Origin of the sequence: Shimia sp. R9_1, assembly GCF_017743775.1 — a bacterium.
Classification (GTDB): domain Bacteria; phylum Pseudomonadota; class Alphaproteobacteria; order Rhodobacterales; family Rhodobacteraceae; genus Shimia.
The window spans coordinates 854,150-869,847 of sequence record NZ_JAGHRN010000001.1; the positions used below are offsets into that span (position 1 = coordinate 854,150).

At 58.0% G+C, this 15,698-nt stretch carries 14 protein-coding genes; all 14 read right to left on the reverse strand.

Going from position 1 to position 15,698, the window contains the following annotated elements:
• Nucleotide 1: 1 nt before the first annotated feature.
• The 14 genes from J7399_RS04090 to J7399_RS04155 all read right to left on the reverse strand — a co-directional run bounded on the left by J7399_RS04090 (nucleotide 2) and on the right by J7399_RS04155 (nucleotide 15,502).
• Nucleotides 2-1,009 (reverse strand): LacI family DNA-binding transcriptional regulator, encoded by a 1,008-nt coding sequence (locus J7399_RS04090; RefSeq protein ID WP_209084264.1) that lies wholly within the window; start codon nucleotides 1,007-1,009, stop codon nucleotides 2-4.
• Between the two features lie 12 nt (nucleotides 1,010-1,021).
• Entirely contained in the window at nucleotides 1,022-2,182 is a 1,161-nt protein-coding gene (locus tag J7399_RS04095; RefSeq protein ID WP_209084265.1) for a dihydrodipicolinate synthase family protein, read from the reverse strand.
• A 24-nt stretch (nucleotides 2,183-2,206) separates the two neighbouring features.
• A complete protein-coding gene (locus tag J7399_RS04100; RefSeq protein WP_209084266.1) occupies nucleotides 2,207-2,515 on the reverse strand; it encodes a Dabb family protein in 309 nt (102 codons plus the stop codon).
• Complete coding sequence (locus J7399_RS04105; protein WP_209084267.1) at nucleotides 2,512-4,104, reverse strand: GMC family oxidoreductase N-terminal domain-containing protein; 1,593 nt, start codon at nucleotides 4,102-4,104, stop codon at nucleotides 2,512-2,514. Before J7399_RS04105 ends, J7399_RS04100 begins: the two co-directional genes overlap by 4 nt.
• A gap of 9 nt (nucleotides 4,105-4,113) precedes the next feature.
• The gene (locus tag J7399_RS04110) at nucleotides 4,114-4,872 is read right to left on the reverse strand and encodes a 3-ketoacyl-ACP reductase (RefSeq protein WP_209084268.1); all 759 of its coding nucleotides are present in this window, start codon (nucleotides 4,870-4,872) and stop codon (nucleotides 4,114-4,116) included.
• Nucleotides 4,869-6,362 carry a GMC family oxidoreductase gene (locus tag J7399_RS04115; RefSeq protein WP_209084270.1) on the reverse strand — a complete coding sequence of 498 codons (1,494 nt, stop codon included), beginning with the start codon at nucleotides 6,360-6,362 and terminating at the stop codon, nucleotides 4,869-4,871. The genes J7399_RS04110 and J7399_RS04115 overlap by 4 nt, the downstream gene beginning before the upstream one ends.
• Complete coding sequence (ugpC, locus tag J7399_RS04120; RefSeq protein WP_209084272.1) at nucleotides 6,362-7,474, reverse strand: sn-glycerol-3-phosphate ABC transporter ATP-binding protein UgpC; 1,113 nt, start codon at nucleotides 7,472-7,474, stop codon at nucleotides 6,362-6,364. The genes J7399_RS04115 and ugpC overlap by 1 nt, the downstream gene beginning before the upstream one ends.
• Nucleotides 7,475-7,480: 6 nt before the next feature.
• Nucleotides 7,481-8,362: a carbohydrate ABC transporter permease gene (locus J7399_RS04125; protein WP_209061972.1), complete on the reverse strand. Its 882-nt coding sequence runs from the start codon at nucleotides 8,360-8,362 to the stop codon at nucleotides 7,481-7,483.
• Nucleotides 8,362-9,255 carry a sugar ABC transporter permease gene (locus J7399_RS04130; RefSeq protein ID WP_209061973.1) on the reverse strand — a complete coding sequence of 298 codons (894 nt, stop codon included), beginning with the start codon at nucleotides 9,253-9,255 and terminating at the stop codon, nucleotides 8,362-8,364. Before J7399_RS04130 ends, J7399_RS04125 begins: the two co-directional genes overlap by 1 nt.
• A gap of 89 nt (nucleotides 9,256-9,344) precedes the next feature.
• Nucleotides 9,345-10,595: an ABC transporter substrate-binding protein gene (locus J7399_RS04135; RefSeq protein WP_209061976.1), complete on the reverse strand. Its 1,251-nt coding sequence runs from the start codon at nucleotides 10,593-10,595 to the stop codon at nucleotides 9,345-9,347.
• A gap of 31 nt (nucleotides 10,596-10,626) precedes the next feature.
• Nucleotides 10,627-12,162, reverse strand: a complete 1,536-nt coding sequence (locus J7399_RS04140) for an aldehyde dehydrogenase family protein (RefSeq protein WP_209084273.1) — start codon at nucleotides 12,160-12,162, stop codon at nucleotides 10,627-10,629.
• Between the two features lie 3 nt (nucleotides 12,163-12,165).
• Entirely contained in the window at nucleotides 12,166-12,933 is a 768-nt protein-coding gene (locus tag J7399_RS04145; RefSeq protein WP_209084274.1) for an enoyl-CoA hydratase/isomerase family protein, read from the reverse strand.
• Nucleotides 12,930-14,501 carry a CoA-transferase gene (locus J7399_RS04150; RefSeq protein WP_209084275.1) on the reverse strand — a complete coding sequence of 524 codons (1,572 nt, stop codon included), beginning with the start codon at nucleotides 14,499-14,501 and terminating at the stop codon, nucleotides 12,930-12,932. The genes J7399_RS04145 and J7399_RS04150 overlap by 4 nt, the downstream gene beginning before the upstream one ends.
• Nucleotides 14,498-15,502: a Gfo/Idh/MocA family oxidoreductase gene (locus tag J7399_RS04155; RefSeq protein ID WP_209084276.1), complete on the reverse strand. Its 1,005-nt coding sequence runs from the start codon at nucleotides 15,500-15,502 to the stop codon at nucleotides 14,498-14,500. The genes J7399_RS04150 and J7399_RS04155 overlap by 4 nt, the downstream gene beginning before the upstream one ends.
• Nucleotides 15,503-15,698: the final 196 nt, after the last annotated feature.

The following is a 15,698-nucleotide window of genomic DNA, read 5'->3' on the forward strand; positions in this document are numbered from 1 at the left end:
CTTAGCTCTCTCCACTGGAGGCCCGCACCATCAATGACACGGGTGTGCGCACGTCCGGCGCAGGCGCCGGGCCTTGGTTGAGCCACCCAAGCAACGTATCGCTGATATGGGTGGCAAATTCGGGGATACGGCAGCTCACCGAGCTCAGCGGCGGTGCACTATGCGCACATTCTTCGATGTTATCGACGCCGACAACCCTTAATTCCGCTCCGATCACACGTCCCTGCGCCGATGCAGATGCGACGAGCCCAAGCGCGACCAAGTCATTGAAGCAAATGACCCCGTCAACCTCCGGAAACCGTTCTTGAAGCACCTGCGCCTGTTCGCGCCCAAACTGTCTTGTGGCAGCCCCGGTCAAGACCACCGACTGCTGACCACGTTCTTCCATCACTTTGAGATATCCCGACACCCGCTCCTGCGTGACAGGTCGCCCGTCAAGCCCGCCGACAAACGCAATCCGTTTCGCCCCCTGCTCAAGCAAATGCTTGGTCGCCAGCCGCCCGCCTTCGGCATAGTCCGGGGCGGCAAAGGGAAACTTATCCAACCGGTTATCCACGCGCCGAAACACCTGCATCGCAGGAAGCCCTGCGCGCGCGATCGGCTCCAAGGTCTGCCCACTATCATCATAGGTGGGGCAGATCACAAAGGCAGACACACCGTGCTCGATCAATGCATTGATCATCTTTTGCTGCAGGGCGGGATCTTCTTCGGTGTTGGCAACCACAGCCGCGTAATCCTGCTGACTCAGACTGCGCTGCAGGGAGGCTGCAAGCTCAGAAAAAAACGGGTTGCGCAGATCATTGATCACGAGACCAATCAGACCGGTTGAACCGGAACGCAGTTTCGCTGCGGCGCGGTTATAAACATAACCGATCTCGGCCATCACCTTTTGCACATGCTCACGCGTTTCGGACTTCACCAAACTGCTGCCCTGCAACACGAGGCTAACGGTGGATTTGGACACCCCAGCCTCGCGGGCCACATCTTTGATCGTCGGTCTGCGCTCCATGGTCGCTAGGTGTCAGATACCATGCAGGGAAAGCAAGGCTTTCATGCGGGTTTCCGCCAATTCCGGCTGCGAAAGCAGCCCTGCAGCATCGGCCAGACGAAACACCTCTGCATAATGCCTGATATCTCTGCTCGCCTGAAACCCGCCCGGCATAATGAAATGGCTCTGCGCGCCATTGAGCCAGGCAAGATAGGCAATGCCAGCCTTATAAAATCGCGTTGGTGCTCGGAAGATTTCGCGGGACAATGGAACTGTCGGCGCCAGCAAAGCATGGTAGCGGTGCATGTCGCCCATCGCCAAAGCCTCAAGCGCCTGACTCGCCGCTGGAGCGATGGCGGCAAAAATCCCCAACAGCGCATGGGAGTGATGTGTGCCATCCCCCTCAATCAGTGGCGCGTAGTTGAAATCATCCCCTGTATAAAGACGCACGCCTTCAGGCAGCCGCGCCCGAAAGGCCTCCTCATGCGCCTGATCCAGCAGTGAGATCTTGATGCCATCAACCTGACTGGGGTTCTCGCCAATCAGCTCCAGAACAAAGTCACTGGCGGCCTCAACAGAGTTACAGCCCCAGTACCCTTTGAGCGCGGGATCAAACATGTCTCCCAGCCAATGCAGGATGACAGGCTGCGCAGCCCCATCGATCAAGCGGCGATAAACCTTGCGATAGACCTCTTTGTCCGCACCGATTGCCGGCAACGCCCGGGTCGCCATCAAAATCAACTGCCCGCCGGCCGCCTCAATGACTTCTGCCTGATGCTCGTAAGCGGCGGTGATGGCCTCCGAAGTGGTCAGCTCAGACAGCTCACAATGATCGGTCCCGGCACCACACGCCACACGTGGCTTTTGCGGATGCGCCTTGGCTGCCACCATTGTGCGCTCGATCAACTCAAGTGCAGTGGCCCAGTCAACGCCCATGCCACGCTGCGCTGTATCCATGGCCTCTGCCAGACCAAGCCCCTGATCCCAAAGACCTTGGCGAAACGCCAAAGTGGTGTCCCAATCAACTGCTGGACGGCCTGTCCAAGGATCTCGCTCTGCGACCGGATCTGAAACCACATGCGCCGCGGCAAAGGCCGTGCGGGTCAGCGCAACCTTGGGCGCGCGTGGCACGAGCGGCGTGCCATGAAGGCGATAGTCCTCAATGCGCCCATCCTGTGTTGGCAGCTTCAGCATGACATCACTCCTCCGATCATCGGTTCAGGCCTCCACATCCAGCACCAGAACCCCATCGAGCCCGCCCTCAGCGTGCGCAACAATCTCCGCGCCCCAGCGCTTGTGTTCTGCATCGTCGGAATAGGCTGCCAGATCGTCAAAGCTATCAAAATCGATCGTGAAACCGTGCATGTAGCCACGTTCAATCTTCTCTGGGCTGGTTGAGCGACCACCATGAAAGCCTGAGGCCCCTTCAAGCCGCGCAGTTACACCTGCAAGGCCCGCGTAGATTTCCGAAATGGTGTCCTCAGACACGTCGGAGCGGAACCGGGTCAAAACGATATGTTTGATCATGTTGTAAGCCCTTGATCTTCTTTGATCATATCGGCAGCCTTCTCGCCGATCATGATGGATGGTGCATTGGTGTTGGATGAGTTGACGGTTGGCATGATCGAGGCATCCGCCACACGCAGCCCCTCCAGCCCATTAAATCGCAGTCGAATATCCACAACGGCGGCCTCATCTGGCCCCATGCGGCACGTGCCTGCGCAATGATGACTGGTCTTGGAATGCTGACAGATGAATTCAAACGCGTCCTGCTCGGTGCGCACCTCCGGCCCCGGCAAACGCTCCGCCAGAATATATGGCTTGAGCGCGTCCTGCGCGAGGATGTCTCGCACCAGCTGCAAACCACGCAGCGACATTTCCCGGTCATAAGGGTCGGCCAGATAATTTGGATCAATCAACGGTGCATCATTTGGATTAGCACTCTGCAGGCGCACCGATCCACGCGAGCGCGGACGCAGGAAACAGGCGTTCAGTGTCACGCCCCCGTTGGGCATGGCCGCCACGCCCGCCTCAATGCCGGTGCCCAGCCCGAGATGCATCTGAATATCAGGTGAGCGCGCGTTTTCATCGGCGTACCAAAATCCACCAGTCTCAAACAGGCTGCTCGCCACCGGCCCTTTGCGCGCAAACAGATACTGCAGCCCCGCAAGCGCAGACATATGCAGCTTGGCAAATCGGTCATAGGTATGTGGTCCGCTCACTTCGCAAATCGCATAGAGATCAAGATGATCCTGCAAATTCGCCCCAACGTTTGGTTGGTCGAGCTGCACCTTGATGCCCAACTCAGACAGCGCATCTGCCGGCCCTATACCGGACAGCTGCAATAATCTTGGCGACCCAATAGCGCCAGAAGACAAAACAACCTCGCGCGCCGCGCGCAGCTTGGTGCCATCCATCAACTCGACCCCGGTCACACGCCCGCTCTCAACACTCAAGCGACGCACCTGAGCGCCGGTCTGAATGGTTAAATTGGGCCGATTGCGATTGGGCGCCAGAAAGGCCATCGCCGCAGAAGAGCGCCGCGCATTGCGCTGTGTCAGCTGGTAGTAGCCCACCCCATCCTGTTTCTCGCCATTCATGTCACCCGCTGCCGGGATGCCCATTTCACCACCCGCCGCGATAAACGCATCACAGATCGGCAGCGGCGCAGCGGGCTGGCTTACGCCTAGCGGTCCACCTTGCCCGTGAAACTTGTTGTTATGGGTGTCATTGTCCTCAGACTTTCGGAAGTAGGGCAGCACATCGTCATAGCCCCAGCCCTCACAGCCCATCTGACGCCAATCGTCATAATCCTGCGCCGCACCCCGGGTATAGATCTGCGCATTGATGGCAGACCCGCCGCCAATCACTTTGGCCTGCGTGTAGGGAAACACTTTATTTTCCATGTGTTTCTGAGGAACCGTCGTCCATCCCCAGCTGCCAATACCCTTGGTCATTTTGGCAAATCCGGCTGGCAGGTGGAAAAACGGATGGCGATCCGTCCCGCCTGCTTCAAGCAGTAGCACTGAAACGTCTGCCACCTCACTCAACCGAGCAGCAATCACCGACCCGGCGGAGCCGCCGCCCACAACGATGAAATCAAAGTCCGTCTTCATGTCCGTTCCTCAAAGCCGCGCAATCGACAGACCGCCATCCACGGCGATCACCGATCCGCTGCAATATGCCATCTGCCCCGTCGCCAGCGGCACCACCGCTTGACCGATATCTGCAGGCTTGCCCCAGCGCGCCGCCGGGATCAGCCCATCTGCGATCCGCGCGTCGTATTTGTCTTTCACACCTGCCGTCATTTCCGTGGCAATCACGCCTGGGCGTATCTCAAAAACACCGATGTTCTCTGCGGCCAGACGCGCTGCAAACAGCTTCACAACCATCGAAGCCCCGGCTTTGGAGACGCAGTATTCGGCCCGTTCAGGAGAGGCCATTTCGGCACTTACAGAGGTGACAAAACTGATCGAGCGATAGTTTTCTCCGCCCTGCGTCACCATGCGGCGCGCAACCTCTTGCGCGAGAAAGAAAGCCCCGCGCAGGTTGATGTTCTGCACAAAATCCCAATTCTCTGGCTGCAGATCGAGCAAATCACCGCGCACGGGCACTCCGACGCCCGCATTGTTCACCAATGCGGTGACCGGCCCCAACGCCGTCTCCACATGATCAAGCAGTCGCGGGATGGCCGCGATGTCACTGACATCATGGGTGAAATAGACAGCGCCTCCATCAAGCGCCGCAAGTCCAGCCTGCACCGATGGCGCATCTGCTTCAGGCAGAGAGGCAACAGCGATGCGAAAACCCGCCCCCTGCAACGCTTGAGCAATGCCAAGTCCGATACCCTGCTGGCCACCTGTTATCAGCGCCACACCACTCATGCTGCAAACTCCGTTTCCGCGATATGCCGACCGGCACGCAGGGCAAGGGCCGCAATCGTCAGCGCCGGGTTCACCGCCGCAGAGGTCGGCAGAATGGAGGCATCCGTGATAAAGAGATTGGGGTGGTCATGGCTGCGCCCAAAGCTGTCCACAACGGATTGCTTCGGATCAGATCCCATGCGGGCTGTGCCGCATTGGTGCGAAGGCGTAGATCGGTCAAAGGCACGGCTCAAAACCACGGGGAACCCAGCTTGCCGCAGTTTCACTTTCAACTGCTTCACCAAAGCCTCATGCGCCGCCCAGTTGGAGCGTTGCCACACCAGACTGATCTGCCCATTCTTGACCGTGACGCGGCTATCAGAATGCGGCAGATCTTCACTCATCGCATAGAAATCAAAGCTCCGCGCGGCGATCCAATTGGCAAGAAGACTGGGCAGCCCCGACGTCGCCGACAAAATCGGCCCAGTGATTTTGCCAAGCAACTGCACATTGCCCAGAGGCGCCCCCCCTTCCCCGTCATCATGATAGTAGTCATTCACCATCAACGTCTTCTGATAGATCGACCGGTTGCGGCGCAGCGGATGAATTGCCAAGACCGCACTGCAATTGTGGTTCATAAAGTTACGTCCAACTTGGTCAGATCGGTTCGCCACACCCGAGGGGCAATTGTGATTGGCAGACGAAAGCAACAGCGCGGCCGAGCGCACGGCACCTGCCGCCAGCACAACGATCGGCGCGGCGATCCGCTTCTCTCTGCCCCCCTGCCTATAGTGTACGGCCGAAACGCGGCCGTCCGTGCCGATCTCCAGTCGCTGCACATCACAACCCGTCCAAAGCGCAATACGCCCCTTGGCGCTGGCTTTCATCAGCACGGTCTCACCATCCTGCTTGCCTGAGCACGTATTGGGATAGGCATCCCAAGTGGTCTGCCCATTGGCCAGCCAAGTCTCAATATCCACCGCCAACGGCAGGGATGCAGGCTTCAATCCAACGCGCTTCAGGCGACTGCGCAAATAGGCAATGTCAGCTTCGTCCGGCACCGCTCCATAGGGCAGCTTGCCTGCGCGCGCCGGATCGGTTGGATCTTCATCCGCCGCCCCGCGCACGTCAAAAAGCGCTTCGGCTGCAGCATAGTCTTTCTCCAGATCCGCATAAGAAATCGGCCATCCCGGCGTGGTGCCTTCCATGTGCACAATGGGGCGGAAATCTGCTTCCCGATAGCGCAGCATCACCGCGCCATAAAATTTCGAATTGCCGCCCACATTGTAGTAGTTCCCTGGCGAAAAAGCGCGCCCCGAGCCATCCAACCAGGTTTCATCCGGCCGAAAGTACCCCTGACCAAAGATGGCCTCGGCGTCCCTATCTTGCGGACAAGGGCGCAGTCTTTCGCCACGTTCCAGCACAACAATGCGCTTACCGCTCGGCGCCAAAGCTGCCGCCATGCTTGCACCGCCAATACCGGAGCCGATGATGACCACATCCGCGTCCATTAGGGGGCAATCCGCATCTCGGTATCAGGATCAAACGCAACCGCCTTCTCCATGTTGACGGCGAAAGCAAACTGCTGCCCCGCAGCCACCGGAACATCGGACCGCATACGTGAAATCACATCGCGCCCGCCAAGTTGCATCGACACAAAAGTGTCAGATCCCGCTGGCTCCGTCACATCAATGCGGTTGGTGAGCTCCGCGATATTGCTGGACTTGCGGTCCGCGCTGTCCGGATCAGTGATGGTTTCAGGTCGTATACCCAGCAGGATTTCACGCCCTTCATAAGGGGCCAGATTGTCCTGACTGAACGGAAGGATTGCCGGGCTTCCGTCAGCCAACGCAACTTGCGCAGCAGGACGCCCATCCTGCATGACCACCTTGGCAGGCACCACATTCATCGCGGGAGACCCCATGAACGTCGCCACAAAGATATTGGCAGGGTTTTCATAGATCTCTTGCGGCGTGCCGAGCTGTTGAACATAGCCGCCGTTCATCACCGCAATCCGTGTCGATAGCGTCAGCGCCTCGATCTGATCGTGGGTCACATAAACAATCGTCGTGCCAAGCTTCTGATGCAGCTTCTTGATTTCCGTACGCATGTCCACGCGCAGCTTTGCATCAAGGTTTGACAGCGGCTCGTCAAACAGGAACACATCCGGATCCCGCACCAGCGCGCGCCCCATGGCCACGCGCTGCCGCTGACCACCAGACAGCGCACCCGGCTTGCGATCCAGCAGCTGCTCAATCTGCAACAGCTTGGCCACATCATTCATGGCCTTTTCACGCTCTGGCTTTGGCACGCCGTGCATTTCCAGACCAAAGGTGATGTTCTGCCCAACCGTCATGTTTGGGTAGAGCGCGTAGCTCTGAAACACCATCGCGATGTTGCGATTGGACGGGTGTACCCCGTTCATCACCCGATCTTTGATCCGGATTTCGCCGCCGGTGATGTCCTCCAGCCCTGCAATCATGTTCAGCAGAGTGGATTTACCGCACCCCGATGGCCCTACGAGCACAAGGAACTCACCCTCCTCAATCGAGATGTCCACATTGTGCAGCACTTCGATGGCACCGTAAGATTTGGTTGCCTTATCAATGTCGAGAAAGCCCATGACGTCTTATCCTTTAACTGAGCCCGCCATCAGGCCGCGCACGAAGTACCGTCCAGCCACGATGTAAACGAAGAGAGTGGGCATCGCCGCCAGGATCGCCCCGGCAAAATGCACGTTGTATTCTTTGACGCCCGTGCTCGATTGCACGAGGTTGTTGAGTGCCACGGTCATCGGCTGACTGCTCGCATCCGCGAAAGAGGCCCCAAACAGGAAGTCATTCCAGATGTTTGTGAACTGCCAGATCACGCTCACCACCGCGATAGGACCGGAGCTTGGCAACAGAATGCGCCAGAAGATCTGAAAGAAACCCGCCCCGTCAATCTGTGCCGCGCGGATCAACTCGGTTGGGAACACCGCGTAATAGTTGCGGAAATAGAGCGTGGTGAAACCAATACCGAACACGATGTGGACAAAGGACAGACCATAGGTTGATCCGGCGAGCCCCATCAGCCCCAGCATCCGTGCCATAGGGATCAGAACGATCTGAAACGGGATGAAGCAGGCAAAGAGCATCAGACCAAAGAGGATCGTATCGCCTTTAAAGCGCCATTTGGTGAGGACATAGCCATTCAGCGCGCCAAGCACGGTGGAAATTGCCACCGCAGGCACCACCATCTTGATCGAGTTCCAGAAGTAGGGCTTGAGGCCGGTTGGCTCCACACCAATCTGCGCGCTCGCCCAGGCCTGCTTCCACGGCTCAAGCGTGAAGGCATCAGGCAAGCTCATCATGCCGCCGCCGGTGATCTCATCAAGCGGCTTCACCGAATTCACCAGCATCACGTAAAGCGGCAGCAGGTAAAACAGGGCAAACAGGATCAGCACCACATAGATCAGCGTGCGCGTGAAACGTCCCGTGCGGATAGCTGTGTCTTGGGTCGCAACAGACATCACCGTTTCTCCCGCAGTTCAGAATAGAGATAGGGAATCATGATTGAGGCAATCGCCATCAACATGATGGTGGCAGATGCAGCACCAATCCCCATTTGGTTGCGCGTAAACGTGTAGGAGTACATGAAAGTCGCCGGCAGCTCGGTGGCTCGCCCCGGTCCACCACCTGTCAACGCGATCACCAGGTCAAAGGTTTTGATCGCGAGGTGGCTCAGGATCACGAAGGCCGACAGAAACGCGGGCCGCAGCTGCGGAATGATAATGCGCCGGTAGAGGTTCCAATTGCTGGCGCCGTCCATCTGCGCCGCCTTCAAAATCTCATTGTCGATCCCGCGCAATCCGGCCAAAAACATCGCCATCACAAACCCGGAGGTCTGCCAGACAGCGGCCAGAACCACGGTGTAGATTGCAAAGTCCCGGTTTTTGATCCAGTCAAACTTGAAGCTTTCCCAGCCCCAGGTGTGCATCACGTTTTCAAGCCCGATCCCCGGATCAAGAAACCACTTCCAGGCCGTCCCTGTCACGATAAAGCTCAGCGCCATCGGATAGAGGTAGAGGGGACGCAAAAGGCCCTCACCACGGATTTTCTGATCCAGAAAGATCGCAAGTCCCAAGCCAATGGCGGTGCAAAGCGTGATATAAAGCAGGGCAAATATGCCCATGTTTGTCAGCGAAATCTCCCAATGGCTCAGACGCCAAAGCTTGGAGTAGTTCTCCCAGCCAACCCAGCCATAAGACGGCAACAAACGACTGTCGGTGAAACTCAGATAAACGGAGAACAGGATAAACCCATAGACAAACACAAGGATCACCGCCAGCGAGGGCGAAAGCACCAGTTTGGGAATCCAATTCTGTAGACGGGTTTTGAAATCCGCCTCAGCAGTCTGCGCCATGACGCGACCTCCATTGGGAAAGTAGATAAGTCCGTTTTAGGTGGCGGGGCCAAAAGTGACAGCCCCGCCAGGGGAGGTAACCCTATGGATTACTTCGCGATATCCACCGCATCCACCAGCTCTCGCACGGCAGTTTCACTGTCGTATTCGCCGTTGAAATGCGCTGTCACCACGTCATAAACCGCGTTTTTGACAGAGGCCGGGGCCGCGTGGCCATGCGCCATGGAACCAAACAGATTGCCGCTGGAAGCTGCCGCAGCGAGATCCTTCATGCCCTGCTTGCCGCAGGCATCAAAGTCGGCGTCAGAGACATCGGTACGCGCTGGTACGGAGCCTTTCACCACGTTGAACGCGGACTGGAAGCTTGGCGACAGGATCGCGCTTGCGAGCGCGGCCTGCTCGGAGGAAACTTCGCCGCCTTGATCAAACATCATGAACTGGTCGGCGTTAAACGTTACTTGCTCCGCCGTGCCAGGGAAGCGGAAGCACAGGAAATCCTCGCCCGGTACTTTACCGGCGTTCAGGAATTCACCCTTTGCCCAGTCGCCCATCATCTGGAAGCCAGCTTCGCCGTTGATCACCATAGCTGTCGCAAGGTTCCAGTCACGGCCGGAGAAGTTGTCATCCACGTTGTCTCGGATGAATGCCATGCGATCAAAAGCTGTTTTCATGGCGTCGCTGCCAAGGGTCTCGCTGTCCAGATCGATGAAAGCGGCTTTGTAGCCATCCGGTCCAAGCGCGCCCATTGCTACGGCGTCAAACACGGTAGCGTCCTGCCAGGCCTGACCGCCATGAGCAATCGGTGTCACGCCAGCAGCTTTCAGAGCTTCAACGGCAGACACAAACTCATCCCATGAGGTTGGCTGCGCAATGCCATTGGCGTCCAGCACGGCTTTGTTGGCCCAGACCCAGTTTGTTGAGTGCACGTTCACCGGTGCAGAGACCCACTTGCCGTCCGCTTTGGCAAATGCCTTCAGCGCATCAGGGACAACCTCGTCCCAACCTTCTTTGGCAGCCACGTCATTGAGGTTCGCCAAAGCACCTTGGTTGGCCCAGTCAAGAATATCAAAGCCCAGCGCCTGTACGGCGGTTGGTGGGTTGCCCGCAGTAACCCGTGCGCGCAGAACTGTCATCGCCTGTTCACCACCACCGCCGGCGACCGGCATATCCTGCCAGCCCACGCTCTGGCCTTCCAGATCCTGCTTCAGCACGTTCAGCGCGGCGGCTTCACCACCGGATGTCCACCAGTGCAGCACCTCAACGTCTGCAGCCTGCACCATGCTGGTGCTGGCCAGAAGTGCGCCCACAACGGCGGCCTTAGTTTTTGTAAAAATTCGCATGTTATCCTCCCAATCTGCGAAGTTTCTTTCGTTATTCGTCGTTTGTGTCGGTCACCCAACGCGCCCGGGTATTCCCGATCCGCATCACAACCGATTTCACCTCCATAAATTCTTCAAAGCCATAGCGTCCGATCTCTCTCCCCTGACCGGATTGCTTGGCCCCTCCAAATGTGACCTCAGGAAATCCATCCATCCATGTGTTCGTCCAAACGGTGCCCGCTTCGGCACGACGGCTAAACGCCAGACAGGTGTGGACATTGGTGCTCCACACACCAGCAGACAGACCGTAATCCGTGCCATTGGCCAACGTGACCGCCTCCTCAAGCGTGTCAAATGTCATCACAGACAACACTGGACCAAAAATCTCGTCTTGTGCAGCCCCCATGTGAGCGCTCACATCAGTTAAAACAGTTGGTTGGTAAAACTGACCGTCCAATCCGTCCACAGACAGCGGTCCGCCTCCCAAAACAATTTTCGCACCGGCGGCCTGTGCTGCCTCAACATGCCGGTGAATCTGCGCGTTATGCGCTTCTGTCACAATTGCGCCGACTTGAGTGGCCTCATCCATCGGGTCTCCAAAGCGCACGTTGCGAGACTGCGCGACAACACGGGCAACGAATTCCTCAGCAATATCCTTGTGCACAATCACTCGGCTGGAGCCGTTACAGCACTGTCCGACGTTGAAGTAGGTGCCGAACACCACCGCGTCCACGGCTTCGTCCAGATCACAGTCCGGAAAAATGACCTGCGCGTTTTTCCCACCCAGTTCCAGCGCCACTTTCTTGAGTGTATCCGCGGCAACTTTGCTGATCAGCTTACCCACACGGGTGGACCCAGTGAAGCTGACCATGTCCACATCCTTATGTGCAGCCATCACGCTGCCTACCGGCTCGCCGTGCCCCAACACGATGTTGCACACACCCGCAGGCAAGCCCGCTTCAATCAGAAGCTCGCCCAACATAACCGTTGTGCTCGGCGTCATCTCCGAGGGTTTAACGACACAGGTACAGCCCGCCGCGAGCGCAAAAGGCAATTTCTGGCTCAGGATCCAGAAAGGGAAGTTCCAAGGTGTGATGATCGACACAACCCCAATCGGCTGCTTCAAAACCATCGCAACCATGTCTTCGCCAAGCGTATCGTGGCTGTCGCCGTGAACACTCCGCGCGAGACTTGCCGCGTAGCGCCACAAATCCGCCGCCCCGGTCACTTCGCCCCGCGCTTGCGCAATCGGCTTGCCGCTTTCCAGCACCTCAAGCTCAATCATGCGATCTGCATTGGCTTCGATCAGATCCGCCACTTTGAGCAAAACAGTGGCGCGCTCTTTGCCGGAAATGCGGCTCCAAACACCTGCGTCAAATGCCTTACGTGCCGCTTGGATCGCGGCTTCCGCTTCGGCTTCTCCGCCCATCGCGGAGCGGCTCACCACAACGCCATGGCTCGGCGAAACCCGTTCAAACGTCCCACCATCTGCGCTGATCTGCCAGATGCCATCAATCAGATGGCGCCCCTCAAAAGGATCCGCTGCGGGCACAAAGCCAACCGAAGGCCGTATCGCAAGCTCGTTCATTCTCTATTTCCCTGTAAACTGCGCAGCGCGTTTTTCCATAAACGCCGCCACGCCTTCGTCTCTGTCTTCACTCGCAGCAATGGCAGCGCTGCCCAGCGCCTCAATCATCGCACCGCTGTCCTCACCGCTTCCCGCCAAAATCATGGATTTTGTGATCTCAACCGCACGCGGCGACAGCGCCATCTGCTCTTCTGCCAATGCCTGCGCCGCTTGCAGCGGATCCTCGGAAATCTCCGCCAAAAACCCGGCCTGCTGAGCGCGTTCAGCACTGATCCGACGTCCAAACAACGCCAATTCCTTAACCAGCACTTCACCGATCAGCCGCACCAGCCTCTGGGTGCCCGACCAGCCAGGAACAATCCCAACACGCGCCTCAGGCAACGCCAACAGCGCTTTGGGAGCCGCGATCCGCAGATCACAGGCCGTTGCCAGCTCTAACCCGCCACCAAAGGCATGGCCGTTGATCGCCGCGATGGTCGGCTTGGATAATCTCGCAATACGATCAAACAGGCGATGCCCGTCACGCACCCAATGGCGCGCAAACTCGGCCGGGCTCAGGCTGCCCCAAGCCGCAATGTCCGCACCGCTGCAAAAGGCCTTTTGCCCCGTGCCCGTCAAAATCAGCACACGCACGGCGCTGTCCCGCTCAATCGCGTCAATATGGGTCTCAAGAGCCTCCAGCATGGGCACATCCAACGCGTTGTATTTCGCTTCATTCTGAAGCGTCAGCGTGGCGACCCCGCCTTTGACCTCAAGCGCGACCCCGCTCACAGCGACAGCCCCATAGGTGCTTGGCTCAACAGTTTTTTGTCCATGACAACAGCGTTCTCCGCCACGGTCACACGGCCCTCGGTTGGCCCCACAATATCCGCCTGTGCGTCGATACCGGGCATAATCTCCGTAGCAACAAGCCCCTGATCGGTCAGCCGGATCACACAGCGCTCGGTGATATAAAGCACCTCCTGACCCGTCTCTCGTGCGCGCGCACCGGAGAAGGTTACATGTTCGACCTGATCCACCATCTTGGTAAACTTGCCCGGCGTTGCCACCTTTAGCGCATCCTCAGACAAATCCATCTGCGCCCCGGCCTCGAACCAGCCCGAGAAGACGATCTTCTTCGCGCCCGCGGTGATATCAACAAAGCCACCGCAACCTGCTGTCAAATAAGGCTTCTTGCCCAGTTTGGAGACATTCACATTGCCTTCCACATCGACCTCAAGGAAAGAGAGGAAAGACATATCAAACCCGCCCCCTTGGAAGTAGATGAACTGCTGTGGACTTGGCACAAACGCATCCGCATTGGACGCACAGCCAAAGGCAAATCCGGTCAATGGCACGCCACCAACGGCACCCTGTTCAATCGCCCAGGTCACCGCCTCCGGGTGGCCTTCTTCAAGCAGAATGCGCGGCACCATGGCGCTGATGCCAAAGCCGAGATTGGCAGTCTGACCCTTGGCGAGCTCCATCGCCGCCCGGCGCGCGATCACTTTCTCAACGCCATAGTCTGCCAAAGCAAAGCTGTCCCACGGGCGCATGATCTGCCCGCTGATCGCTGGATCGTAAGGGGTCTCACAGGTCTGCTTTTGGTCTGCGTCAATCACCACCAAATCGACAAGATGTCCCGGCACCCGCACATCATGTGGCCGCAGGCTGCCGCGCGCGGTCATCCGCTGCACCTGCGCAATCACCAGCCCGCCATTGTTACGTGCCGCAATCGCCTGCTCGAGCCCACCAAGATAGGCCCCTTCGTGCTCATAGGTCAGATTGCCGCGCTCATCCGCAGTGGTCGCCCGCAAGATACAAACATCCGGTGCGATGTTTGGGAAATGCAGCCAGGTTTGCCCGCCAAAATCTTCTCGGCTCACAATCGGTGCTGCCGCGCCTCTGTCGTTCATCGCGCAGCCTTCGCGCACGGGATCGACAAAGGTCTGCAATCCAACCTGCGTGAGCACCCCAGGCCGTTTCGCCGCCGCTTCGCGATGCATGTCAAACAGGATGCCTGATGGCACATTGTAGGCCGCCACCCGATCTTCAACGATCATTTTCCAAATCGCAGGCATCTCAAGGCTTGAGGGACCAGACGGATAAGACCCTGCAATCACACGCGAAAGCAAACCGTCCTGCGCCAGATAATCCATTCCCTTGACGCCATACATATCACCGGCAGCAATCGGATGGATTGACGTGATGTTCTGCGGATGTCCCTCGGCTTCAAACCGCGCTCCGATGGCTTTCAAAACAAGATCCGGGCAGCCAAGCGACGAGCTCGAGGACACCGTAACAACAGCGCCATCTTTGACACGTGCGACTGCCTCGCTTGCTGAAACCAGTTTGCTCATGTCAGATCTCCGTAGTCCACATCCACTGCCTGACCCGTCTGCGCCGCGTCACGCACCGCCATGGCAACCGCCAGAGATTTCACGCCATCCGGCCCATCCGCTGCGGCGCGCCCGGTCCCGGCGACAGCGCTGTAGAAATCTTCAAGCCCCTGTTCATAAAGGTTGTGTCGGGACACCTCGACAGCTGTACGTCCCGCCGCAGTCACCAGCTCCACATCGCCAACCGGCTCCTGTGTCATCACGCCTTTTGCGAAAATCGACCCTTCGGTGCCATGCACCTCCAACCCGCTGCCCGCAAAAGGATGGGTGAAGCTTTCATGACTCATCACCATGGCACCACTTGGCATGGTCCAGACTGACATGGCGCTGTCCTCCACTCCCTCGCCCATGCCCGAGGCCGCCATCTGCGCCACGACACGCTGAGGGTCTTCACCCAGCAAGAACCGCGCCACATCCGCATCATGTACCGTAATGTCGGGGATCACACCGCCACCCGCAGTGGCATCATTGATCCGCCATCCCTGCAAATGCGGTGGCAAATGCACCGCATGGAAAATCCTTAGCGACAGCACTTTGCCAATCTTGCCCTCCGCAATCAGCGCTTGCATCGCGCGGTGTGTGCCGGAGCAACGCAGGTGGTGATTGGTTGCAAAGGTAACGCCTGCCGCCTCCGCGGCCTTCACCATATCCGCCGCATCCGCAACGCTCATCGCCAGAGGTTTTTCACAAAGCACATGTTTGCCCGCAGCAATGGCCGCCATGGCCTGAGGCAAGTGTTTCTCGTTGGTGGAAGAGATATAAACCGCATCGCAGCTCTCATCGGCCAGCGCTTCGGCAAGATCCGTTGTAGACTTAGGCACATTGTGGGCCGACGCCCAATCCGCACCATGCTGCGCTGAACCGCTCGCAACCCAAGCGACGTCACCGCCCTCTTGCGCGCGCACTGCTCCCAACATGTATTGGGACGCGATCGTGCTCGCCCCGACAAAAACCCAACGCATAAGAAACTTCGCCTCCCTGTCAGATCGCTCTCAACCGAATTGGAACGATCCAATTTCCGAGTCACACCATAATTGGAACGTTCTAAATTTGACAATCCCCTTTTTTGGGTTTTTTCTCATTCAGCAGCAAAGCCCGCAACAACCCCATTGCTTTCCACGCAGTTTGCGCGGCACTAAGTTTCTCAAGAACATGCCG